21 protein-coding genes are annotated in these 21,599 nt (G+C 70.7%); 12 read left to right on the forward strand and 9 right to left on the reverse strand.

Going from position 1 to position 21,599, the window contains the following annotated elements; genetic code table 11:
- The first annotated feature begins 28 nt into the window (after window positions 1–28).
- Entirely contained in the window at window positions 29–1,540 is a 1,512-nt protein-coding gene (gene cysS, locus HNQ07_RS16610) for a cysteine--tRNA ligase (protein WP_184113813.1), read from the forward strand.
- A gap of 269 nt (window positions 1,541–1,809) precedes the next feature.
- The gene (locus HNQ07_RS16615; protein WP_184113815.1) at window positions 1,810–2,391 is read left to right on the forward strand and encodes a YcjF family protein; all 582 of its coding nucleotides are present in this window, start codon (window positions 1,810–1,812) and stop codon (window positions 2,389–2,391) included.
- Between the two features lie 27 nt (window positions 2,392–2,418).
- Here HNQ07_RS16615 and alr read toward each other — a convergent pair whose 3' ends face one another.
- Entirely contained in the window at window positions 2,419–3,492 is a 1,074-nt protein-coding gene (gene alr / locus HNQ07_RS16620; RefSeq protein WP_229832133.1) for an alanine racemase, read from the reverse strand.
- 117 nt (window positions 3,493–3,609) lie between these two features.
- Here alr and HNQ07_RS16625 point away from each other — a divergent pair, with 117 nt between their 5' ends.
- Both HNQ07_RS16625 and HNQ07_RS16630 read left to right on the forward strand, forming a co-directional pair.
- Complete coding sequence (locus HNQ07_RS16625) at window positions 3,610–5,544, forward strand: hypothetical protein (RefSeq protein WP_184113817.1); 1,935 nt, start codon at window positions 3,610–3,612, stop codon at window positions 5,542–5,544.
- A gap of 59 nt (window positions 5,545–5,603) precedes the next feature.
- The gene (locus HNQ07_RS16630; protein ID WP_184113819.1) at window positions 5,604–6,047 is read left to right on the forward strand and encodes a hypothetical protein; all 444 of its coding nucleotides are present in this window, start codon (window positions 5,604–5,606) and stop codon (window positions 6,045–6,047) included.
- Window positions 6,048–6,071: 24 nt separating this feature from the next.
- Here the strand turns inward: HNQ07_RS16630 and HNQ07_RS16635 are convergent, their stop codons facing one another.
- A complete protein-coding gene (locus HNQ07_RS16635) occupies window positions 6,072–6,587 on the reverse strand; it encodes an HD domain-containing protein (protein ID WP_184113820.1) in 516 nt (171 codons plus the stop codon).
- Between the two features lie 118 nt (window positions 6,588–6,705).
- On the opposite strand from HNQ07_RS16635, the gene glpX reads away from it, so the two are divergent.
- Window positions 6,706–7,710: a class II fructose-bisphosphatase gene (gene glpX / locus HNQ07_RS16640; protein ID WP_184113821.1), complete on the forward strand. Its 1,005-nt coding sequence runs from the start codon at window positions 6,706–6,708 to the stop codon at window positions 7,708–7,710.
- A 152-nt stretch (window positions 7,711–7,862) separates the two neighbouring features.
- On the opposite strand, the gene hisA is transcribed toward glpX, so the two are convergent.
- Window positions 7,863–8,582 (reverse strand): 1-(5-phosphoribosyl)-5-[(5-phosphoribosylamino)methylideneamino]imidazole-4-carboxamide isomerase, encoded by a 720-nt coding sequence (gene hisA / locus HNQ07_RS16645; protein WP_184113822.1) that lies wholly within the window; start codon window positions 8,580–8,582, stop codon window positions 7,863–7,865.
- A gap of 41 nt (window positions 8,583–8,623) precedes the next feature.
- On the opposite strand from hisA, the gene HNQ07_RS16650 reads away from it, so the two are divergent.
- Window positions 8,624–9,787 (forward strand): glycosyltransferase, encoded by a 1,164-nt coding sequence (locus HNQ07_RS16650; RefSeq protein WP_184113823.1) that lies wholly within the window; start codon window positions 8,624–8,626, stop codon window positions 9,785–9,787.
- 93 nt (window positions 9,788–9,880) lie between these two features.
- On the opposite strand, the gene murJ is transcribed toward HNQ07_RS16650, so the two are convergent.
- The 3 genes from murJ to pgm form a co-directional block, all read right to left on the reverse strand.
- Window positions 9,881–11,422, reverse strand: coding sequence for a murein biosynthesis integral membrane protein MurJ (murJ, locus tag HNQ07_RS16655; protein ID WP_221275160.1), 1,542 nt, complete (start codon window positions 11,420–11,422; stop codon window positions 9,881–9,883).
- 172 nt (window positions 11,423–11,594) lie between these two features.
- Entirely contained in the window at window positions 11,595–12,038 is a 444-nt protein-coding gene (locus tag HNQ07_RS16660) for an anthrone oxygenase family protein (protein ID WP_184113826.1), read from the reverse strand.
- A gap of 142 nt (window positions 12,039–12,180) precedes the next feature.
- A complete protein-coding gene (gene pgm / locus HNQ07_RS16665) occupies window positions 12,181–13,815 on the reverse strand; it encodes a phosphoglucomutase (alpha-D-glucose-1,6-bisphosphate-dependent) (RefSeq protein WP_184113827.1) in 1,635 nt (544 codons plus the stop codon).
- A 244-nt stretch (window positions 13,816–14,059) separates the two neighbouring features.
- Between pgm and HNQ07_RS16670 the strand changes: the two genes are divergently transcribed.
- Entirely contained in the window at window positions 14,060–14,602 is a 543-nt protein-coding gene (locus HNQ07_RS16670; RefSeq protein WP_184113828.1) for a hypothetical protein, read from the forward strand.
- Between the two features lie 30 nt (window positions 14,603–14,632).
- On the opposite strand, the gene trxB is transcribed toward HNQ07_RS16670, so the two are convergent.
- On the reverse strand, window positions 14,633–15,619 hold the full coding sequence (trxB, locus tag HNQ07_RS16675; protein WP_184113829.1) for a thioredoxin-disulfide reductase: 987 nt from the start codon (window positions 15,617–15,619) through the stop codon (window positions 14,633–14,635).
- A gap of 239 nt (window positions 15,620–15,858) precedes the next feature.
- Between trxB and HNQ07_RS16680 the strand changes: the two genes are divergently transcribed.
- From HNQ07_RS16680 to mntC, 3 genes are all read left to right on the forward strand, one after another.
- A complete protein-coding gene (locus tag HNQ07_RS16680; RefSeq protein ID WP_184113830.1) occupies window positions 15,859–16,932 on the forward strand; it encodes a CobW family GTP-binding protein in 1,074 nt (357 codons plus the stop codon).
- Window positions 16,929–17,174, forward strand: coding sequence for a 50S ribosomal protein L28 (rpmB, locus tag HNQ07_RS16685; protein WP_184113831.1), 246 nt, complete (start codon window positions 16,929–16,931; stop codon window positions 17,172–17,174). The genes HNQ07_RS16680 and rpmB overlap by 4 nt, the downstream gene beginning before the upstream one ends.
- A 174-nt stretch (window positions 17,175–17,348) precedes the next feature.
- Complete coding sequence (gene mntC, locus HNQ07_RS16690; protein WP_184113833.1) at window positions 17,349–18,233, forward strand: manganese ABC transporter substrate-binding protein MntC; 885 nt, start codon at window positions 17,349–17,351, stop codon at window positions 18,231–18,233.
- Between the two features lie 20 nt (window positions 18,234–18,253).
- Here mntC and HNQ07_RS16695 read toward each other — a convergent pair whose 3' ends face one another.
- The gene (locus HNQ07_RS16695; RefSeq protein WP_184113835.1) at window positions 18,254–19,054 is read right to left on the reverse strand and encodes a GNAT family N-acetyltransferase; all 801 of its coding nucleotides are present in this window, start codon (window positions 19,052–19,054) and stop codon (window positions 18,254–18,256) included.
- Window positions 19,055–19,089: 35 nt separating this feature from the next.
- Here HNQ07_RS16695 and mntA point away from each other — a divergent pair, with 35 nt between their 5' ends.
- On the forward strand, window positions 19,090–19,812 hold the full coding sequence (mntA, locus tag HNQ07_RS16700) for a manganese ABC transporter ATP-binding protein MntA (protein WP_184113837.1): 723 nt from the start codon (window positions 19,090–19,092) through the stop codon (window positions 19,810–19,812).
- 66 nt (window positions 19,813–19,878) lie between these two features.
- On the forward strand, window positions 19,879–20,691 hold the full coding sequence (gene mntB, locus HNQ07_RS16705) for a manganese ABC transporter permease MntB (RefSeq protein ID WP_184113839.1): 813 nt from the start codon (window positions 19,879–19,881) through the stop codon (window positions 20,689–20,691).
- Here mntB and HNQ07_RS16710 read toward each other — a convergent pair.
- Window positions 20,688–21,593: a nucleotidyltransferase domain-containing protein gene (locus HNQ07_RS16710; protein ID WP_184113841.1), complete on the reverse strand. Its 906-nt coding sequence runs from the start codon at window positions 21,591–21,593 to the stop codon at window positions 20,688–20,690. The genes mntB and HNQ07_RS16710 overlap by 4 nt on opposite strands.
- Window positions 21,594–21,599 lie beyond the last annotated feature (6 nt).

A 21,599-nucleotide genomic window follows, 5' to 3' on the forward strand; every position in this document is an offset into this window, starting at 1 on the left:
CTGTTGCCCCAGCCGCCAAGGAGCCCCGATGACCCGACCGCCCCAGCCCACCCCTGCCCCGTCCCCCAGCGCGGGCCGCCGCGCGCCCGACCCCGACATCGTCCTGTACGACACCATGCAGCGCAAGAAGGTCCGCTTCACACCCACCACGCCGGGCCGGGTGGGCATGTACCTGTGCGGACCGACCGTGTACAGCGACGCGCACCTGGGGCACGCGAAGAAGGAGGTGGCCTTTGACGTGATCCGCCGGGCGCTGATGCACTTCGGGTACGCGGTGCGCTACGTGGCCAACATCACCGACGTAGGCCACCTCCAGAACGACAGCGACGACGGCGAGGACAAGATCGCCCGCCGCGCCGCGCTGGAACAGCTCGAACCCATGGAGGTCGCGGACAAGTATTTCTGGTCGTTCGTGAAGGACATGGACGCCCTGAATGTCCTGAAACCCAGCATCAACCCGCGCGCGACCGGGCACATCGGCGAGCAGATCGCGCTGATCCAGGAGCTGATCGAGCGCGGCCACGCGTACGAATCGGCCGGCAGCGTGTACTTCGACGTCAGAAGCTGGCCGGAGTACGGCAAGCTCTCGGGCCGCCGGCTGGACGACCAGGAAGAGGGCACCCGCGAGGCCGTGCGCGAGGACAAGCGCGATCCGCGCGATTTCGCGCTGTGGAAGCGCGCCGAGCCGGAGCACATCATGCGCTGGGACTCGCCGTGGGGCGTCGGCTTTCCCGGGTGGCACATCGAGTGCTCGGCCATGAGCCTGAAGTACCTGGGCGAGGGGTTTGACATCCACGGCGGCGGCCTGGACCTCCAGTTCCCGCACCACGAAGCCGAGATTGCGCAGGCCGAGGCGGCCGGACATCCCTTCGCGCGTTACTGGATGCACAACAACATGCTGACCATTGGCGGCGAGAAGATGAGCAAGAGCAAGGGCAATTTCACGACCATCCAGGACGTGCTTGCGCAGCACGACCCGATGGTGGTGCGCTTCCTGCTGGTGGGCAGCCACTACCGCTCGGTGACCGAGTTCAGCGAGGAGGCCTTCGAGGGCGCCCGCAACGGCTACCGCCGCCTGGCCGAGGCGCTGGGCGAGGTCGAGCGCCGCGTGAAGGACGCCCCGGCCGGCGCGGACGCGGCGCTGGACGCGAAGGTCGCCGCGCACGTGCAGGCCTTCGAGGACGCCATGCGCGACGACTTCAACACGCCCAAGGCCGTGGCCGCCCTGTTCGGCCTGACGACCGACGTGAATGCGGCGCTGGGCGCCGGCACGCCCGGCCGGGACACACTGGAGCGCGTACAGGCCGCGTACCGCACGCTGGGTGGGGACGTGCTGGGCCTGTTCGCGGACGGCCACGGCGCCGCGCGCGGCCAGGACGACGCGCCGGTCGTGGACGCCCTGATGGACGTGGTGCTGCGCGCCCGGCAGCACTACCGCCTGAGCAAGCAGTATTCCGAGGCGGACGAGCTGCGCAGGACCCTGGCCGACGTGGGTGTGACCGTCGAAGACACCAAGGACGGCCCCCGCTGGCGGCGCTGAGTCCTTGATTTTGCCCGCCCAGGGCCACGTCCCCGCTCCATGAAGGGACTCTAGCCATCTTGTCAGGAAGCGGCAATGCAAAGCCTGTACAGTGTGGTTCGAGCGGTGGCAACACCCTCATCCTTCCCTCCTCAGGACACGCCACCCCCCCCTTGGGCGTGTCCTACTTTTTGTGCTGTGGCGGCATGTGGCGCTGTCCGGCGCGGCAAGGTGAAACCGCGATTACCTGCGGTTCATGCGGGCGCACGGGGCGGGGGTACACTCCACACATGCTGCCGCCACTGGTCAAACAGGTGCTCGACAATTTCAACCTCGATGTCGATCCCGCGCGGTCGCAGGACGAGAACGTCGACGAGGTGATCAAGAGCGCCGCGCTGCTGGCCGGCGCGATCGCGGTGGAACCCATTCCCTTCGCGGACATCCTGCTGATCACGCCCGTGCAGGCCAAGATGGTGCTGCACATCGGCAAGATCTACGGCTTCGACATCACGCCGGAGCGGTCCCTGGAGATCGCGCGGGAACTGGGGGTGACGGTCGCATACGGCGTCGCGGCCCGGCAGGTGATGCGCGGCCTGGCCAAGCTGGCGCTGCCGGTCATCGGCGGCCTGATCACCGCGCCGGCCGTGTACGGCTGGACCTTCGCCCTGGGCCGGGTCGCGCAGAACTACTTCGAGCGCCGCCGCCAGGGCCTGCCGGATTCGCGCGAGCAGCGCGTGCAGATCGTGCAGGAAGCCAAGCAGCAGTCCCGGCGGGTGCTGCCCAGCGCGCAGGACTTCACGGACCTCGCCAGCGAACTGCGCCGCCGCGCGGAATCCAAGAACCAGGGCAGCGGACCGAACGGCCCCAACTGACAGCCGGTCCGGCCCCGACCGGTCGACTCACGGCACCGCGATGCGCTCGACCCGGGCGCCCAGCCCGGTCAGCACCTCGTACTCGATGGTGTCGCCCCAGCCGGCCACGTCGGTGACGGTGATGCCCTGCTCGCCCCACAGGTCGATCCACTCGCCGGTCTGGACGTCTAGGCCGCTCACGTCCACCATGAACTGGTCCATGCAGATACGGCCCAGCACCGGCCGGCGTTCGCCCCTCACGGTGACGTGGGCGCGCAGCGTGGCGTTCCGCGGGTAGCCGTCGGCGTAGCCCATCCCGACCGTGGCGAGGCGCAGGTCGCGCGGCGCGGTGTACAGCCCGCCGTAGCTGACCGTCTCGCCGGCGTGGGCGTCGTGCAGGAAGGTCACCTGGGCCTGGAGGCTCAGGACGGGGCGCAGCGGCAGCACGCCGCGCAGGTGCGGCGGCGCGAAGCCGTACGACGCGAGGCCGGGCCGGGCCAGTGCCATGCCGGGCAGCGCGCCCAGGCTGAGGATGCCGCCGCCGTTCGAGGCGTGAGCGAGCAGCGGGGGGAGGCCGGAGAGGACCGTCTGGAAGCGCCGGAACTGCTCGTGCGCGAAACTCAGGTCCGGTTCATCGCTGGTGGCGAAGTGGGTGTACGCGCCCTCCAGCACGCCGCGCTCGGCCAGGCGCTGGCCGACGGCCACGGCGTCCTCGGGGCGGGCACCCAGGCGGTTCATACCGGTGTCCACCTTCAGATGCGCGCGGGCATGGCCCGGCAGGGCGTCGGCCTCGGCCAGCGTGGCGACGGGCAGCCGCACGCCCAGGTCCGCCAGGGCCGGCACTTCCTGCGGCGTGGGGGGCGTGAGCAGCACGACGGGCTTGCCGAGGTCGAGGGCCGCCAGCGCCTGCGCCTCGCGCGGCACGGCGACCGCGAAGCCCCACACGTGCGGCGAGGTCGCGGCGTGCCGGGCGACGATCTCCAGCCCGTGGCCGTAGGCGTCGGCCTTCACGGGCAGCAGGAGCGGCACACCTGCCCGGCCGGACAGGGCCGCGAGGTTCTCCAGCAGGGCCGAGCGCGAGACCAGGGCGCGGGCGCGGGCCGCGAAGGCCGGCACCGTCACCGGAGCGCCTCAGCGGAACAGCGGCGGGGGGTCGTCAGGCGCGCCAACTCGGACATGGGGGCCACTGTAGCGCGCCCTGCGGCGGGGCCGGGCGGCCCGTGTATCCTCCATTCAGCCATGCCGATGCCCCTGTACCGCTCCGTGATCGCCGTGCTGACCGTGCTGGGGGCCCTGCTGGGAGCGGGCCACGCGCAGGGTCAGGTGGTGGGCGTGCTGCCCCTGGTGTCGGTCGGTCAGAAGTGGCCCCAGGCGCAGGAATCCTACGTGATCCGCGTGTCGCCGCAGGACGCCGGCAAACCGATTGGCCTGGAGGTCTACAGCCCGACGTTCAACCTCGCGGACTACGTGGACGGCCGGCGCAGCGCCGGGTACTTCGGGGACGAGCTGTACAAGAAGAACGAGGTGTTCCAGAGCACCTTCACGCTGAGCGGTCCGGGCGGCCCGGTGGTGGAGCGGAAGTACGGCATGAACCGCGAGCACACCTGGGAGAGCGTGTTCGCCGGGGGTCTGCCCGCCGGCACGTACACCCTGAAGGTGGTGAGCAGCGGCGACGGCAAGAACTCCTTCGCGCTGCGGGTGGCCGCGCCCTTCGTGCTGGAGACCAGCGACTTCAGCGTGAACGCCCGCGCCAGCGAGAAGGCAGCGGTGCTGGCCGCGACCCTGAACGTCACGCCGGACTGGGTGGGCAGGGCGGTGGCCCTGCAGAACTACGACATCGACGGTCCCGGCGAGGCCGAGACGTGGGTGATCCAGCCCGGCGGCGCCCGCGTGAACCTCAAGGTCAGCGGCAACGGTGAGACGGTCACGGACAGCTTCACGGTCACGCCCGCGCTGGTGGGCACGTGGCAGATCTACATCCGGGTGCTGCCCACCACCAAGCAGTACAGCAACGCGATCCGCTACTCGTTCCGGCTGGACGGCCAGCCGGTGCGGGCGCAGGTGGGCGGCTTCGCCCCGCCCGACGGCCTGAAGATCAGCAACCAGCTGCTGGTGGACGTGCTCGACCCGCAGGGCCAGCCGATTCCCGGCGCGTCGTACACGCTGGTGGGGGACTCGGTGGTGCGCCCGCAACTGCCGCCCGGCTACGTGCCGGTCAGCGCGAGCATCGTGCAGGGCAGCGGGAACATCACGTCGGCGGCCGAGGTGCGCTTTCAGCCGGGCTTCACGAAGGTGCGCTTCGTGGCGCGCCCGCCGTCCGGGCGCCTCACGGTCGACGCCGTGGCGATCTACGGCACCCAGCGCATTCCGCTGACCGGCACGCCCTTCGAGGTGGCGGGCCGCACCCTCAGCACGCCGGGCACGGTGCCGCTCGCGCCGGGCGACTACGCGGTCAAGCCGGGCGCGGTGCCGGGCACGACCGTCAGCCCGCCACTGCCGGGGCACGTGACGGACAGCGCCACCTCGCGCGTGACCATCGAATACCGCGTACAGACTGACATCACCCTGGTGACCAGCCCGGACATCGTGAACGCCTGCGACGTCACGCAGGTCACGGCGACCGCGCGCACGGACTTCCCACAGCGCCTGCCGGGCCGCCTGAAACTGAGTCTGCCCAGCGGGTGGAGCACCGATTACCCGCTGGAGGCGCCCGGGGAGTTCAGCGCGGGCCTGCCCCTGCGCCTGAAGGTGCCGGTGCGGGTGTGCCGCTCGGACAGCGCCGAGGCGATCCTCGATCCCATCGACCTGCGGACCACCGGCGCGGCGCGCGTGCGCAGCCCCGGCGGATCGAACGTGACGCGCAACGTGCAGGGCGGCGCGCGCGCCAGCCTCGCCAAGACGCTGGACGCCGTTGGCGGCGGCTACACCGTGACGCTGCGGCTGGCGGTGGACAGCGCGCTGACGAACGTGCGCGTGATCGATCCGCTGCCCAGCGGCGCGGCGCGCACGAACCTGAGCGTGGAAGGCCCGGCCGGCACCGCGCCCAGGGCCCGCTTCGACGGCGACGCGGTCGTGCTGGCGCAGGTCGTGCCGGGCACGTACGTGGTGACCTACACGCTGGTGTCGGACCAGCCGGCCGACCGCGTGGGCACCGTCCCCGACCTCGACTGGTAAGCGCGACACACTGACTCGCCGCGCATCCCGGTCTCACCGCGGGACGCTACGCTGGGGGCATGAAGAGGGCCCTGCTGCCGCTGACCGCACTTGCCCTGGTGGGCTGCGCCGCGCCGGCCGCGCCGACGCCCACGGTCGAGCTGCTGGGCGCCCCGACCACCCTGAACATCGGCGGGACCGCCGTGACCGCCCAGGCCACGCCCAGCGTGCAGGGCGGCACGTTCAGCGTGCTGGTGCGCCTGACCTCGAATCGCCCCCCGGTGCCGAACATGACCGTGACCGGCGTGTACGTGGTCACGGGAAGCGGCGTGTGGAAGGGCGCGGTGGGCGCCGACCAGCGGGCCGCGTGCGCACGGAACGCCTGCGTGCTGGGCACCGCTGCGGGCGGCGCCACGGGCCTGCGGGCCGGGCAGACGGTGCAGGTCGTGGCGCGCGTGCAGGACGCGCGGGGCCGGGCGCTGTGGCTGCGCGCCCCGGAAGTGAAGATCAGCGACGGCACCTGAGCGCCGCGGGAGCGCGCCGCCGGCTCACTCGCGGTCGTCGTATTCGTGGAGCAGCAGGGCGTCGGGATCGCCGTTGGGGTGGTGGTGGCGGGCGACCAGGCGGGCCACGCGCGGCCGCGCCCCCGCATGGGCGAGCAGACGCGCCCCGAGTTCCGGGTGGTGCGCGCGGATGCCGATGGCCCCGATGGGCGGCAGCACCCGCGCCAGCCGGTTGGGAATCAGGCCGACCAGCACCCGCTCGGCCACATGGTACGGGCGCAGGCTCTTGCCGCAGTCGTGCAGCAGGGCGGCCGCCACGACCTCCGGCGCCGCGCGGGGGTGGTCGCGCAGCAGCGAACGGGTCACCCGGCACGCGTGCTCGCGGTCACGGGGGTCCATGGCGGCGTACACCCGCGCCTCGCCCGGCGTGAGCTGCGCGGCGGCCCAGGTGTCGTCCGGGTGGGCGCGGTCCACGTGCACGCTGCGCCACAGGCGGCGGGCCTTGGCCGCGTAACCCCGCGCCTTGCGCAGGGCGCGCTGAAGCAGGGTGCGGTGCGGCATGGCCCGAGCATACGGCCCGGGTGCCCCCGGCGCGCCACGACCGGATTCCCCCAGCGGGTGACAGCGCTGGAACCGCTCCCAGCGGGCCGCGCCGGGTGACGCGTGTTACGGTCCTTGCATGACGACCAAGCGGCCGGCGGCAGGAGAGGTCTCGCAGAGTTTCGAGCACGCGCTGGTGCTGGAAACCGCCCGCGTCACCGAGGGCGCCGCCCTGGCCGCCAGCCGCTACCTGGGGCTGGGTGACAAGAACGCCGTGGACGGCGCGGGCACCGAGGCCATGCGCGGCCTGCTGAACTCGCTGGACATCCGCGGCACCGTCGTGATCGGCGAGGGCGAGATGGACGAGGCCCCCATGCTGTACATCGGTGAGCAGGTCGGCCACGGGCAGTACGAGGTGGACATCGCAGTCGACCCGGTCGAGGGCACCGAGGTGACGGCCAAGGGCCTCCCCAACGGCCTGGCCGTGATCGCCCTGTCCGAGCGCGGCGGCCTGATGCACGCGCCGGACTGCTACATGGACAAGCTGATCGTGCCGCCGCCCGCCGCCGGGCGCGTGAACCTCGAGTGGCCGGTCGAGGCGAACCTGAACGTGATCGCGCAGAGCCTGGACCGCGAGGTGGACGACCTGATGATCACCATCCTCGACCGCGAGCGCCACGCCGACCTGATCCGCCGCGTGCGCGCCACGGGAGCGCGCGTCAAGCTGATCGGGGACGGCGACGTGGTCGCGGGCCTCGCGGTGGGCGTGCGCGGCACCGGCGTCCACGCGCTGATGGGCTCGGGCGGCGCGCCCGAGGGCGTGCTGTCGGCGGCGGCGTGCAAATGCCTGGGCGCGGAGATCCAGGGCCGCTTCCTGGCCGAGGACGACGCGATGCGTGAGCGCTTCCGCGAGATGGGTGTGGACGAGCACCGCGTGTACCGCACCAACGACCTCGCCCCGGGGAACCAGATGGTGTTCAGCGCGACCGGCATCACCTACGGCGAGCTGCTGAACGGCGTGCGGCGCTTCTCGGGCGGCGCGCGCACCCACACGCTGGTGATGGGCTACGCCACCCGCGTGGTGCGCTTCATCGACTCGGTGCACCTCGAGGACGACAAGGCCCGCGTGACCATCCGGGTCTGACATCGGTCTTCCGTTCCGTTGAAGGGTCAAAAGCCGCCCTTCAACTCCACTCCAACCAATGTCTGTCGCGGTGACTCGCTCCGCTCGCCCCACATCAGTTGAAGGACATAATCTTCAACTGATGTGGGTACCGCTATGAGAGCCCTGCCCGCTCACTCCAGCGTGACGGGGTACGGCAGCGTGCCCTCGTAGATCGCGCGGCCCACGATGGCGCCCTGGATGCCCTCCTCGTGCAGCAGCCGGACGTCCTCGACGTTCGCCACGCCGCCGCCCACGATCAGGGTGTTCACCCACAGCCGGCGCACCTGCCGCATCAGCTCGCGGTCCAGGCCCCTGAGGGTGCCGTCGCGCGTGACGTCCGTGAAGATCAGGGTTTCCAGGCCAGCGTCCGCCAGGGCCGGCGTGAGTTCCGCGACATTCACGCCGCTGCCCGCCGCCCAGCCGTGCGTGGCGACCTCCAGGCCGCGCGCATCCAGACTGACGACCACCCGCTCGGCCCCGTGCGCCGCGATGAGTTCCGCCACGAGTTCCGGGCGCGTCACGGCGGCGGTGCCGATCACCACGCGGTCGACGCCCGCCAGCAGCAGGTCCTCCGCGGCGGCGCGGTCACGGATACCGCCGCCCACCTCGACCGGTACACCCAGTTCCTGGGTGATGGTGCGGATCACGGCCCGGTTCTCGCCCCGCCCGGTCGCGGCGTCCAGATCGACCAGGTGCACCAGGCCAGCGCCCAGCGCGACCCAGTGCCGCGCGGCGTCCAGCGGCGAGTCGAAATACACCGTCTCCCGGTCGGGGTCACCCTCGTAGAGCCGGACGGCGCGGCCGGACTGGATGTCCACGCACGGAATGACCAGGGGCAGGGAGGCGTTCATGCCGCACAGGATACCGGCGTGCCCGCTAGACTGCCCGCAGCGTGCGCATCGGAATCGTCACGGCCACCTACTCCCCCTCGCGCAACGGGGTTGCGACGAGTACGGCGCTGTATGCCCGGGGCCTGCGCGAGCGGGGGCACGACGTGCGGATCTTCGCGCCGCGCCACCCACTGATGCCGCCCGCCGAACACGGCGTGTACCGCCTGAACACGTCCTTCGCGGGCGCGCGCGCGCTGGGCGCGCCGCCGGACTACCCCGTGATGCTCGCGCCGGGGCCACGCCTGACCGCCCGGCTGCCGCTGCGCGACCTGGACGTGCTGCACACCATGCATCCCTTCCTGGCGGGGCAGCTCGCGCTGAAGTGGGCGCGGCTGTCGGGCGCGCCGGTGGTCTACACGGCGCACACCCAGTACGACGAGTACCTGCACTACGCCCCGGTGCCGCCCCGGGTGGGCCGCGCGATCATCCGCCCGCACATCGGCGCCTTCGCCCGGCGGGTGCAGGCGGTGCTGGCCCCCGGGCAGGCGATGGTGGACATGCTGCGCGAGTACGGGTACGCGGGCCGCGTGGAGGTCTTCCCGAACCCCGTGGATCTGGCCGCCTTCCGGGACGTGAGCGGCGCGGCCATCCGCGCGGAGTACCACCTGCCGGCGGACGCGCCGCTGGTCGTGGCGCTGGGCCGCCTCGCGCCGGAGAAGAACCTGGAGACCCTGCTGCACGCGTACGACGTGGCCCGCGCCAGCCGCCCGGAGCTGCGGCTGCTGGTGATCGGGGACGGTCCCAGCCGCGCGGCGCTGCAGCAGGCCGCCCCCGAGGGCGTGACGTTCACCGGCCCGCTGCCCTACGCGCGCATTCCCGCCGCCCTGAGCGCGGCTGACGTGTTCCTGACCGCCAGCACCAGCGAGGTGCTGCCCATGAGCATGATCGAGGCGCTCGCCGCGGGCGTGCCCCTGGTCGCCGCGCGCAGCCCCGCCGCCCTCGACCTGATCCGAGAGGGCGTGAACGGCACCGTGCGGGACGGGGCGCCGCAGGCCCTCGCGGACGGGCTGCTGACCGCGCTGCACCCCGCCACGCTGCCCGCATGGCAGGCCCAGGCCCGGGAGAGCGCCGTCGCCTACGACCTGGGCACCCGCGCCGCGGCCCTGGAGGCGGTGTACCGGGGCGTGCTGGGCACCCGGCCGCGCCGCGCCCCGGCCCCCCGGTAACGGGAGCGGGCCGGAGCGACCACGGCAGACCTCCTCCGGCAGGTCACGTCCTGACGCCATCCGTGAACGACAGCGCCGCACTTCATCCGCTGCTCAGCGCCGCAGCCGTCGCAGCAGGCCGCCCACTTCCGGCAGGCGCAGCGCCAGCGCGCCCGCGAGGTACACCGCCAGTCCGGCTCCGCCCGCAACCGCCAGCCCGAGCGCGCCCGGCACGATGAAGCCCGGCGCGGGCAGCACGCGCGACACCGCCCACGCGACCAGCCCCGCCACCACGGCCAGCGGTACCACGCGCAGCAGGTGCGCGGCGACCTCCGCGCCGGGAAAGCCCAGCGCGCGGCGGTACATGAAGATCAGCGCAGCCGTCATCAGCGTGCCGCTCAGGGCGGTGCTCACGCCGAAGCCCAGGAAACCCAGCAGCGGCACCAGCCGCCCGTACAGCACGACCTCCAGCACGAAGCCCACTGCGCTGACGAGCACGGCCTCGCGCGTGCGTTCGCGGGCGTAGAAGGTCCGCAGCAGCACCGTCACCAGCGCCCAGGGAAGGAGCGCCAGCGCCCACCCGGTCAGGATGCCCGCGCCCGCCTGGAACTTCTGCGCATCGAAGCCCCGGCCCAGGTTGAACAGGCTCACCGCGTAGGGGGCCAGCGCCACCAGCAGCGCGCTCATCGGCGCGGCCAGGAAGGTCGTGGTGCGGATCGCCTGCGCGGTCAGGCCCCGGAACGCCCGCCAGTCCTGATCCGCCGCGTGCTGGGCAAAACGCGGGAACATCGCCAGCACCGGCGAGACCACGAACAGGCCGTTCACGGTCGTGAACAGCGCCTCGGCGTTCGCGTAGCCCGTCTGAGTGCCCGCCCCGAACTGCGCACCGTTCGTGAGGAGGCGCGTCACGTACACGTTCAGGATCTGCCGCGCCCCGGCGGTCAGGGTGAACGGCGCCATCTGCACCAGCACGCGCCGCAGCGCCGGATGCCCCACCAGCGCCGGCGTGGGCAGCAGCCCGAAGCGCCGCAGCGACGGCAACTGCACCGCAAGCTGCGCCACCCCGCCGATGAGCCACCCGAAGGCCAGCCACGTCGCCGTGTCGGGCAGCAGCAGCAGCGCCACGATAGACGCCAGGTTGAAGGCCACGGGCGCAAAGCTGCTCTCGCGGAAGTGCTCGTCGGCGTTCAGCAAGCCCATCGCCACCGCCGACAGGCTGATCAGGGTCAGGAAGGGCATGACGAGCTGCGTCATGTACACCGCCACCGCCCGGTCGATGTTCGCGTCTGCCGCCGTCAGCAGCCCCACGATCCACGGCGCGGCCAGGATGCCCAGCGCCATCAGGATCAGGTTCACGGCGATCATCACGCCACTGAACGACTGCGCCAGCTTCCGGCGCTCCGTGGCGTCCAGCGACTTGTAGATCGGAATGAACGAGTTGACCAGCGCGCCCTCGGCCAGCAGTTCGCGCAGCAGGTTCGGCACCTTCACCGCCACGTTGAAGGCGTCCGTCAGGGACGTGTCGAACAGGTTGATGATCTGCTGGCGCACGATGCCCGACACGCGCGATCCCAGCGTGCCCGCCATCACGATCAGCGTGTTCACCCGCAGCGACCGCCGGGGCGAGCGCGGATTCACGTCGGCCGGGAATTCCAGGTCGATCTCGGGGGGAACATCGGGAGAGGAAGACCCCGCAGGCGGCACCGTCACGCAGGGGAGTGTAGCGCGGAGGGTGAAACTGTCAGAGGTGATGGTCGAAGTGCTGTGCACCCTGAGCGGCCCTGTCGGAGACCGTTACTCACGCGCAGGCTCTTCCCGGCCCCAACAGCTACGGCGCGCCGCTGACCAGCAGGGCCACAAACGCCCCCAGACCGAGCACGGTGCGCAGGGGATGCAGCGCATACCAGCGCTCCCGCACCTGCTGTGCCTCCGGTGGGGGATTCAGGGCGTCGAACTTCTGTAGCCACCCGTTGAGCGGCACCATCACACGGACGGTCAGCATGATGTCGAGCGCCACCAGGGCAAAGGCCACCCACGACAGAAGCCGGGCGCTGCCCGACATGCCAAACAACCCACACACGATGCACAGGGCCATCAGGGTCAGCAGCAGCGGAGGCATCACCCGCCTGTACAGCTGATCGCGGGGCTGGTGAAATTGCAGATACCCGCCCAGACCGACAGTCTTCATGTGGATGCTCTCAAGCACACCCGTCATCAGCAGTCCGGCGTTCAGTCCGGCGAGAAACGTGGCCAGCCCAAGAATCAGCCGCATGACAGTGCCTCCCATTCTCTTCTACATCACGGCCGTCGTCCCTTGAGCGGCACTTCGACGATCTGACGCCACGGGGCCGTGGCCGAAGCCCACTCTCCAACACCACGACCAACGGCGTTCGAGATGACTCCCGACAGCGGCGCTACTTCCCCCCCAGCGCCGCTCCCACCACATCCCGCGCCTCGTCCATGACCTGTTTCAGGTGCTCTGCCCCTTTGAAGCTCTCGGCGTAGATCTTGTACACGTCCTCGGTGCCGCTGGGACGGGCGGCAAACCACGCCTGATCGGTGGTGACCTTCAGGCCGCCGATGGGCTCGTTGTTGCCGGGCGCGCGCGTGAGCTTCGCGGTGATCGGGTCGCCGGCCAGGGTGGTGGCGGTGACCTGTTCGGGCGAGAGGTTGCCCAGGATCTTCTTCTGGTCGGGCGTGGCGGGCGCGTCCTGGCGGTCGTAGGCAGTGGCGCCGTACTTGGCGGTCAGGTCGGCGAAGCGTTGAGCGGGCGTCTTGCCGGTCTTCGCGGTCATCTCGGCGGCCAGCAGGCCAGGGATCAGGCCGTCCTTGTCGGTGCTCCACGCGCCGCCGTCCAGGCGAAGGAAGCTCGCGCCGGCGCTCTCCTCGCCGCCGAAGCCGAAGGAGCCGTCCAGCAGGCCGTTCACGAAGTACTTGAAGCCGACCGGCACCTCGACGACCGTACGGCCGATGCCCGCGCCGACGCGGTCGATCAGGGCGCTGGACACCAGGGTCTTGCCGATGGCGGCGTCCGCGCGCCACCCGGGGCGGTTCTGGAACAGGTACTCGATCATCACGGCGAGGTAGTGGTTGGGATTCATCAGTCCGTCGGCGGTGACGATACCGTGCCGGTCGGAGTCGGGGTCGTTGCCGATGGCAACGTCGAAGTCGTTCTTCAACCTCAGCAGGCCGGCCATGGCGTAGGGACTGGAGCAGTCCATGCGGATCTTGCCGTCGCGGTCCACGCTCATGAACGCGAAGCGCGGGTCGATCTGCGTGTTCACGATATCGAGGTTCAGGCCGTAGCGTGCCTGGATGGCCTCCCACACGGGCAGGCTGGCGCCGCCGAGCGGATCGACGCCGATGTGCACGCCGCTGTGCTTGATGGCGTCGAGGTCGATCACCTGCGGCAGCTGCTCGACGTAGGGCGTGATGAAGTCGAAGTCCTCCAGGCCGGCCATCGCGTCTTCCAGCGACACGCGTTTCACGTCACGCATCTCGTCTTCCAGAATCTGGTTCGCGCGGGCCTGAACGACCTTGGTGATGTCGGTGTCGGCGGGGCCGCCCGAGGGCGGGTTGTACTTGAAGCCGCCGTCCTGCGGGGGGTTGTGGCTGGGCGTGATCACGATGCCGTCGGCGGTGCCGTCCCTGCCGCCGCGGTTGTGCTCCAGGATCGCGTGGCTGACCAGCGGCGTGGGCGTGAACGTGCCGGGCTGCACCCGCACCCGCACGCCACCCGCGATCAGCACCTGAAGCGCGGTCATCCACGCGGGTTCCGAGAGGGCGTGCGTGTCCAGGCCCATGTACAGCGGCCCCGTAATGCCCTGAGCGGCGCGGTGCTCGGCGACCGCCTGCGACACGGCCAGGATGTGCGCCTCGTTGAAGGTGCCGGCCAGGCTGGTGCCCCGGTGTCCGCTGGTGCCGAAGGCCACGCGCTGCAGGGGATCGCGCGCGTCCGGCCGGGTCTCGTAGTAGTGGGCGACCAGGCGCGGAATGTTCGTCAGCAGGCTCTGAGGGGCGGTCTTGCCGGCCAGTTCGCTGAGGGTCATATGGGCAGTGTAATGAACCCCCGCCCCCGGTCACCCTGATCAGCAAGACAGCGTCAAGGGCCGGGCGTCCCCGCCCCCGGAGGGTGAACGGCCTCCCGGACAGCGCGGCGCGCGCCTGCTAGCCTGGAGGCATGCGGGAGTTCCTGAACGACTGGTGGCGGCTGATCAAACTGATCGCCGGGTCCCTCGCCATTCCCGTGATCCTGTGGGCGCTGCTCGTGTGGGCCGGCGTACTGAAGTAGGCGTGCGGCGGCCGCGCGGGGTGGGGCACCGCGTCCTGCTTGTGGCGGCCCTGCTGGCAGGCCACGCGGGCGGGCACGGCGAGAACGTGCCGCCGGAATTGGGCGGCGTGACGCTGTGCGTGGCGTCCGGCGGCGTGCAGGTCACGCTGGAGGCCCTGACGGACGCGCGGCAGCAGGGCGCGCTCGCCGGGCTGGCGGAGGACCTCCGGCAGGAGATGACCGCCCGGCTGGAGCGGCAGGGTGTGCGCGTGGCCCGACCGCGGTGGTGCTGGGGCCGGGACGGCATCCTGACGGTGGCGGTGAACGTCCGGTACCTGAACCCCGCGACATACCGGGGCTTCGGTGATCCCGCGTATTCGTACGGCGTCCAGCTGGCGGTGCAGCGGCGCTGGCAGCGGTCGCCGCCGCGCTTCGACGCCGGATACACGGACATCCACTCCGAGTCCCGCAGTGGCCGGCCGGTGCGGGGCGTGGTGGCCGCGCGGGCGGCAGAACTGACCGACGACCTGGCGCAGGCGTGGGTCAAGGCGAACCCCCGGCGCTGAGGCCGGGGGCACGGGCAGCGCGGCGTGCGGTCAGTCGGCGGCGGTGGTCTCGTGCTCGACTTCCAGGGCGGCCAGGGCGCGTTCGGCGCTCATGGCGGCGCGGGTGCCGGCCCCCACGCTGGTGCCGAGCTGGCGGTAGATGTAGTCGCTGACGTCCCCGGCGGCGAACAGCATGGGCACGGAGGTGTAGATCTCGTCGGTCACGTCCACGTAGCCGTCGGGCCGCAGCTTCACGGTGTCCTTGACGAATTCCGTGTTGGGCGTGTGGCCGATGAAGATGAACACGCCATCGGTCGGCATGTCGTATTCCTCGCCGGTCTTGAGGTTCTTCAGGTGCACGCCGGTCACGGATTCCTCGCCCTGGATTTCGAGGGGCACGGTGTCCCACACGAACTTCATCTTGGGGTTGGCGAACGCCCGGGCCTGGGCGACCTTGTTGGCGCGCAGGCTGTCGCGGCGGTGGATCAGCGTGACCTCGTCGGCGAACTTGGTCAGGAACAGGCCTTCCTCTACGGCGGCGTCGCCCCCGCCGATCACGACGACCTTCTTGCCGCGGTAGAAAAAGCCGTCGCAGGTGGCGCAGGTGCTCACGCCCTTGCCCCAGAAGTGCTCCTCACCGGGGATGTACAGGCGCTTGGGGTTGGCCCCGGTGGCGAGGATCACGGCCTTGGCGCGGTACGTGCCGCTGTAGCCCGTGACCACGAAGGGGTAGGGGTGTTCGCGGTCGTCGTCACTGCGGTGGATGGACTGCACCTCGTCCATCTCAATGGTGCCGCCGAACTTCTCGGCCTGCTGCTGCATCCGCATGGCGAGTTCCATGCCGGAGATCGGTTCGGGGAAGCCGGGGTAGTTCTCGACTTCCTCGGTCTGGGCGATCTGGCCGCCGGGCAGGCCCTTTTCGAGGATCACGGTACTCAGGCTGGCGCGGCCGGTGTAGATGGCGGCGGTGAGTCCGGCGGGACCGCCGCCGACGATCACGACGTCATAATTCCGGGCGGATTCGGGGGCACTGGTCATGGTCCAAGCGTAGCACCGGGCACCTTTCCCGAAGGTCAGCAGAGCACACTTTACTTTCTAAAGCATTAGGGCACCCGGCGAGGGCGATGTGCACTGCCTGTGTGCCGCTTCCACCACGTCCCACACGCCCGCGAGACCTATTCACCCGGATTGGTCCACGGCTCCAGCCCCAGCGTTCCCGACCCGCCAGAGATCCCCGGCTTGCCCTGTTATTGAGAATGAATTATCATTTTCAGACGATGACCGTTCCCTCTTCCCCGCCATCCGTCCCCATCACCGTGCTGTGCGGTTTTCTCGGTGCCGGCAAAACCACGCTCCTCAACCACCTGCTGCGTCACTCAGGCGGCCGCCGGACGGCCGTGATCGTCAACGAGTTCGGGGCCGTCAACATCGACGCCACGTTGATCGTCAAGACCGACGAACACACCATCGAACTCTCGGACGGCTGTATCTGCTGCACCCTGCGCGGCGACCTGCTGCACGCCGTGGACGACCTGCTGGCCACCCGCGAACTCGACGCCATCCTGATCGAGAGCACCGGGATCGGCGAGCCGCTGCCCATCGCGCAGAGCTTCTGTCTGACCCCTGAAGAGCTGGACCTGACCCCGGCACCGGGCGCGCCCGCCCTTCCAGACCTGACCGGGCGGGTGCATGTGGACGCCATGATCACCGTGGTCGACAGTGCCCAGTTCTTCGAGCTGTGGAATCGCCAGGACAGCATTCCCGACGACGACCTGGGCCGGGGGTTCGGGGAACTGCTGGCCGAGCAGCTGGAGTTCGCCGATATCGTGGTGCTGAACAAGACCGATCGGGCCACCCCCGGCGATGTGCAGCGCCTGCGGGATCTGGTCGCAATCACCAACCCCAGGGCACGTGTGCTGGACGCCGTCAGGGGCGAGCTGCCCACCGAGCAGCTGCTGGACGTGCAGCTCTTCGACCAGGCCGCCAGCATGCAACTGGACGCCTGGATGGACGAACTGGCCAGGGAGCACACCCCGGAGTCCGAGAGCTACGGTCTGGGCACCTTCGTGTACCGCAGTGAACGGCCCTTCGATCCGGAGCGGTTCCAGCGCGCCCTGACCCAGGGCCTGCCGCACAGCGTCATCCGCAGCAAGGGCTGGGTCAACCTGGGCGACGGCCTGGCCACCCTGTGGAACCACACCGGCCGGCAACTGGCCCTGGAACAGGCGGGGACGTGGCACGACCCGGCCCAGGCGTTCAGTGAAATCGTGTTCATCGGACAGCAGCTCGATCCGGTGGCCCTGCAGCAGTTGATGGACAGTGCCGTTTCTGCTCAGGACGGTGCCAGATGAGCCGGACGTGCCACCTCACGGGAAAGCGGGGCCTGGTGGTGAACCGTGTCACGCGTCGCGGCAAGGCCCGCGCCGACGGAGGGGTGGGACGCAAGGTCACGGGGATCAGTGCCCGCAGACAGCAGCCCAACCTCCAGAAAAAGACCATCCGCGAACACGGACAGCTCCGGCGCGTGTGGCTCAGCACGAACGCGCTGCGGACACTGGCCCGCGGAGGCTTTCCGGGCGTGGACCTGATCTAGGGCCGTGACCGACAGCGTTGCCCCGTCCGCATGACGTCCGCAGAGCAGTGAGGAGGACAGCGTCACACAGATCATCCGTCACACAGCTGACGTCTGATGCTGGTCTCCACACGAACGCTCTGGCGCCCGGAGCGCTCCCACACAGCGCCGCTTTGCCCCCCACGGAGTTCAGCCATGAAAACCACCTACCTGCTCAGCACCATGATCCTTGCCGGCGCGGCCGCCGGACACGCCGCGCCCCTGCCCGTCACCGCCACCACCTCGATCCTCGCGGACTTCGTGAAGAACGTCGGCGGCGCGCGCGTGAGCGTCACGACCATCGTGCCCGCGGGGGGCGACGCGCACACCTTCCAGCCGACCACCAGCGTGATCCGCGGGCTGGCCGGCAGCCGGCTGCTGTTCCTGAACGGCGCGAACCTCGAACCGTGGCTACCCACCGTCCAGGCCGCGAATCCCGGCGTCAAGGCCATCACGCTCACCGCCGGCCTGCCCCTGCGCCCTGCGCCCGGCGAGACCGGCAGCGGCGGCCCCCGCGATCCGCACGCATGGTGGGACGCCACCCTTGCCGCCCGCTATGTGCGCGCCATCCAGCAGGCCCTGAGCGCCGCCGACCCGGCCGGGAAGGCCACGTACGCGCAGAACGCCGACGCGTACGTGAAGCAGCTCGCGGCCACCGACGCGTGGGCGAAGACGCAGTTCGCCACGCTGAAACCGGCCCAGAAAAAGATCGTCACGAACCACGACGCCCTGGCGTACTTCGCCGCGCACTACGGCCTGACCCTGGAGGGCACGGTGCTGCCCGGCCTGAGCACCGAACGCGAACCCAGCGCCCGCGAACTCGCCGCGCTGATCGCCACCGTCCGGAACAGCGGGGCGAAGGTGATCTTCACCGAGAACACCGTGAACGACCGCCTGGCGCGCACCCTGGCTGCCGAGACCGGCGCGAAGGTCGCTCCGCCCCTCTACACCGACGCGCTGGGACCGCAGGGCAGCGCCGGCGACACCTTCGTGAAGGCGCTGCGGGCCAACGTGCAGATCATGGTCCGGGCGCTGAAGTGACGTGCCGGGCCGCCCGGACCTCAGCGCTGCCACACGTAGGGCGTGGTGGTCGTGACGGGGCGCAGGCCGCCACGTTCCAGAATGGGACGCGACATCGCCGTGCAGTCGCTGTGCAAGAAGCGCACGCCGCGCGCCACCGCCGAGGCGGCGCGGGCGGCCGTCAGCGCCCGGTACAGGCCGTGTCCGCGCCACTCCGGCCGCGTGCCGCCGCCCCACAGGCCCGCGAAGTCGCTGCCCGGCACATATTCCAGCCGGCCCGCGCTGACCATCTCGCCGCCCGCCTCGGCCACCCACAGTTCGATCAGCTCCGGGGACCTGGCCATACGGCGCAGCAGGCCCTGCGCGCCGAAGGCATGGCCGAAGACGCTGCCCAGCATGGCCGACATCCGCTCCACGTCCGCGCGGGGGTCCGGCTGGTCGTCGATGCGGCGCACGGTCACGCCGTCCGGCAGCGACACCGGCCCGGCCAGCGCCGCCGCCTCGCCCAGCATCACGGTCTCGACCTCGCCGGGCACCAGGCCGTGCGCGGTCAGGCGCTGCGGCAGGTCGGCGGGCGCGTCGTGGCCGCGCGTCTTCCACTCGAAGGACGTGATCTGCGGATTGGCGGCGTAGTGCTGGACCGTCTGCGCGATCAGGTCGTCCAGGGCTGCGCCCGTCAGCCCTCCCAGGTCGCGGTAGGTCACGTGGCCCCGGTCGCCGAACACGCCCCGGTACAGCGGGCCGGCGCGGTCAAAGGTGTCGGCCGACGCCAGCTCGGACGCCTCTCGGAGCTGCGCGTCGTAGGCGGCCAGCAGGTCATGGTCGGGCAGGAACTTGGTCATGCCCGCAGGGTACGCTGGGCGCGGAGGAGCTGCGAATGCTGGGCGTGAATCACCTGACCGTCACCTATGGAACGCAGGTCGCGCTGGAAGACGCCACCGTGCGCTTCGAGGCGGGGCAGTTCAGTGCGATCATCGGCCCGAACGGCGCGGGCAAGAGCACGCTGCTGAGAACCCTGGTGGGCCTGCTGCCGGATCACGCGGGCGCGGTGCAGTTCGACCCCGGCCACACGGCCCGCGAGTGCATCAGTTACGTGCCGCAGCAGCAGACGCTCGACTGGGCGTTTCCCGTGACGGTGTGGGACGTCGCCATGATGGGCCGCACCGGCCGCCTGGGGTGGCTGCGCTTCCCGGGGCGCAAGGACCGCGAGATCGTCGAGGACGCTCTGCGGGAGACCGGCGTGGCCGATCTGCGCCACCGTCACATCGGCGCGCTGTCCGGCGGGCAGCGCCAGCGCGTGCTGCTCGCGCGGATGCTCGCTCGGCGCGGGCACCTGCTGCTGCTCGACGAACCGCTGACCGGCGTGGACGCCGCCACCCAGGAGAGCCTGATGGCCCTGCTGCGCGCCGAGGCCGACCGGGGCCGCGCGGTCGTGATGGTCACGCACGACCTCGAACAGGCGCGGCGCTGGTGCGACCACCTCGTGCTGATCAACCGCCGGGTCATCGCCAGCGGCACGCCCGAAGAGGTCTACACGCCGCACAACATCGAGCTGACGTTCAGTTCGAGCCACCTGGGGCACATGCATGCGGAGGCGTAAGGCACAGAGCACTCACGCCGCACAGCGCCCACCATCCATCCGCTCTCCTCTATCCTCGGAACTCGCATGCACGTCCTGAGTGATCCCCTCCAGTTCGGGTTCTTCGTGCGGGCGCTGCTGGCGGTGGTGCTCGTCAGCGTGCTGTGCGCCCTGATCGGGGCGTGGGTGGTGCTGCGCGGCCTGAGTTACATCGGGGACGCCATGAGCCACGCGGTGTTTCCCGGCATCGTCGCGGCGTTCCTCACGAAGGGCAACCTGCTGGTGGGCGCGCTGATCGCCGCGATCCTGACCGCCCTGGGCATCGGGGCGATCGGAAACCGGGGCGGGCTCAAACAGGACAGCGCCATCGGCATCGTGTTCGTGGGCATGTTCTCGCTGGGCATCGTGCTGCTGTCGCGCGCTCCCACCTTTACCAGCGACCTCAGCGCGTTCCTGATCGGCAATCCGCTGGGTGTCAGCGCGGCCGACCTGTGGGGCGCGCTGGCCGTCACGGCAGTCGTCGGCGGCCTGCTGACCGCCATCCAGAAGGAACTCCTGCTCGCGTCCTTCGACCCCACCGAGGCGCGTGCCGTGGGCCTGCCGGTGCGCCGACTGAACAACCTGCTGCTGGTGCTGATCGGGCTGGTCGTGGTGCTGACCGTGCAGCTCGTGGGCACCACCCTCAGCGTGAGCCTGCTGATCACGTCCAGCGCCGCCGCCCGGTTGCTGGCGCGCAGCCTGCGCAAGATGATCCTGCTCGCCGCCCTGCTCGGCAGCGTGGGCGGGATCACGGGTCTGTACGTCAGCTACTACCTGGACACCGCGCCGGGCGCGACCATCGTGCTGGTGAACACCGCCGTGTTCCTGCTCGCGCTGCTGGTGCGGCGGCGGGACGCCTAGGGCCTGCGGGCGACGGAACCGGGCGGTTCCAGCGTGCCGCTGGCCTGAACCGGGCTGACCAGCGCCCCGAACGGAACGGCGAACACTGCCGGCCACTCCTTCCCCACGCGGCCCAGGAGGATGCCCGCCAGCTCCTGGCCCCAGGCCCACGTATGGGCGTAGGCGCGTTCCAGCGCATGCGGGTCCAGCGCCGCGGTGCACGCCCGCAACCGCGCGTACGCCTCGTCCGAGAGGTCCGTCTCGGCCCCCTTGCTGGGGGTGGGCCAGTGAAGGGTGGTGCCCTCCACCAGGCGGGCCAGCTGAAGCAGGTGGACATGCAGGATGCCGAGGGTATTCAGGGCGCGGGCGTCCTCGCCCCGGCGCAGGACATGCGCGCCCTGCACGCTCCAGTTGATGAACCCGCCGATCACCTCCAGCATTTCTGGCGGCCCGCCGTGGCGTGGGGGATGACCGTGGAGGTACTGAAGATGGCGGCGCAGTTCGCCCGTCCGGTCGACGAGCAGCATCGACTCGGGCGGTGGAAAGGGGCCGTTGGGCGCCCAGGAACGCACCGTGTTCAGTTCGCTCGCGGGAGCGAAATGGAACTCGCCCCGGCGGTAGCCCTCGAAGATCGCCACCGTCAGGTGATTCGGGAGGTCCGTGAGGACCGCGAGGGGCGCCGCCACCGCCTCGACCCACCGGACACGGTCCACCTGGGCCAGGGCGTCGTCGCGCACGAACAGCCAGAACTCGATGTCGCTGAACTCGTCGCCCTCGCCCTTCGTGAACGAGCCGTAGGTGAGGGCAGCCACCACGCGCTCGTCGGCCCGGGCGAGGAGGCGAACCCGTTCAATCCACACGTGCTGGACGAGGAAGGCCACAGGCAGCAGCTTACCCGGCGGCAGCGTGTGGGCAGCGGTCACGCGGTC

Origin of the sequence: Deinococcus metalli (genome assembly GCF_014201805.1) — a bacterium.
Taxonomy (GTDB): domain Bacteria; phylum Deinococcota; class Deinococci; order Deinococcales; family Deinococcaceae; genus Deinococcus; species Deinococcus metalli.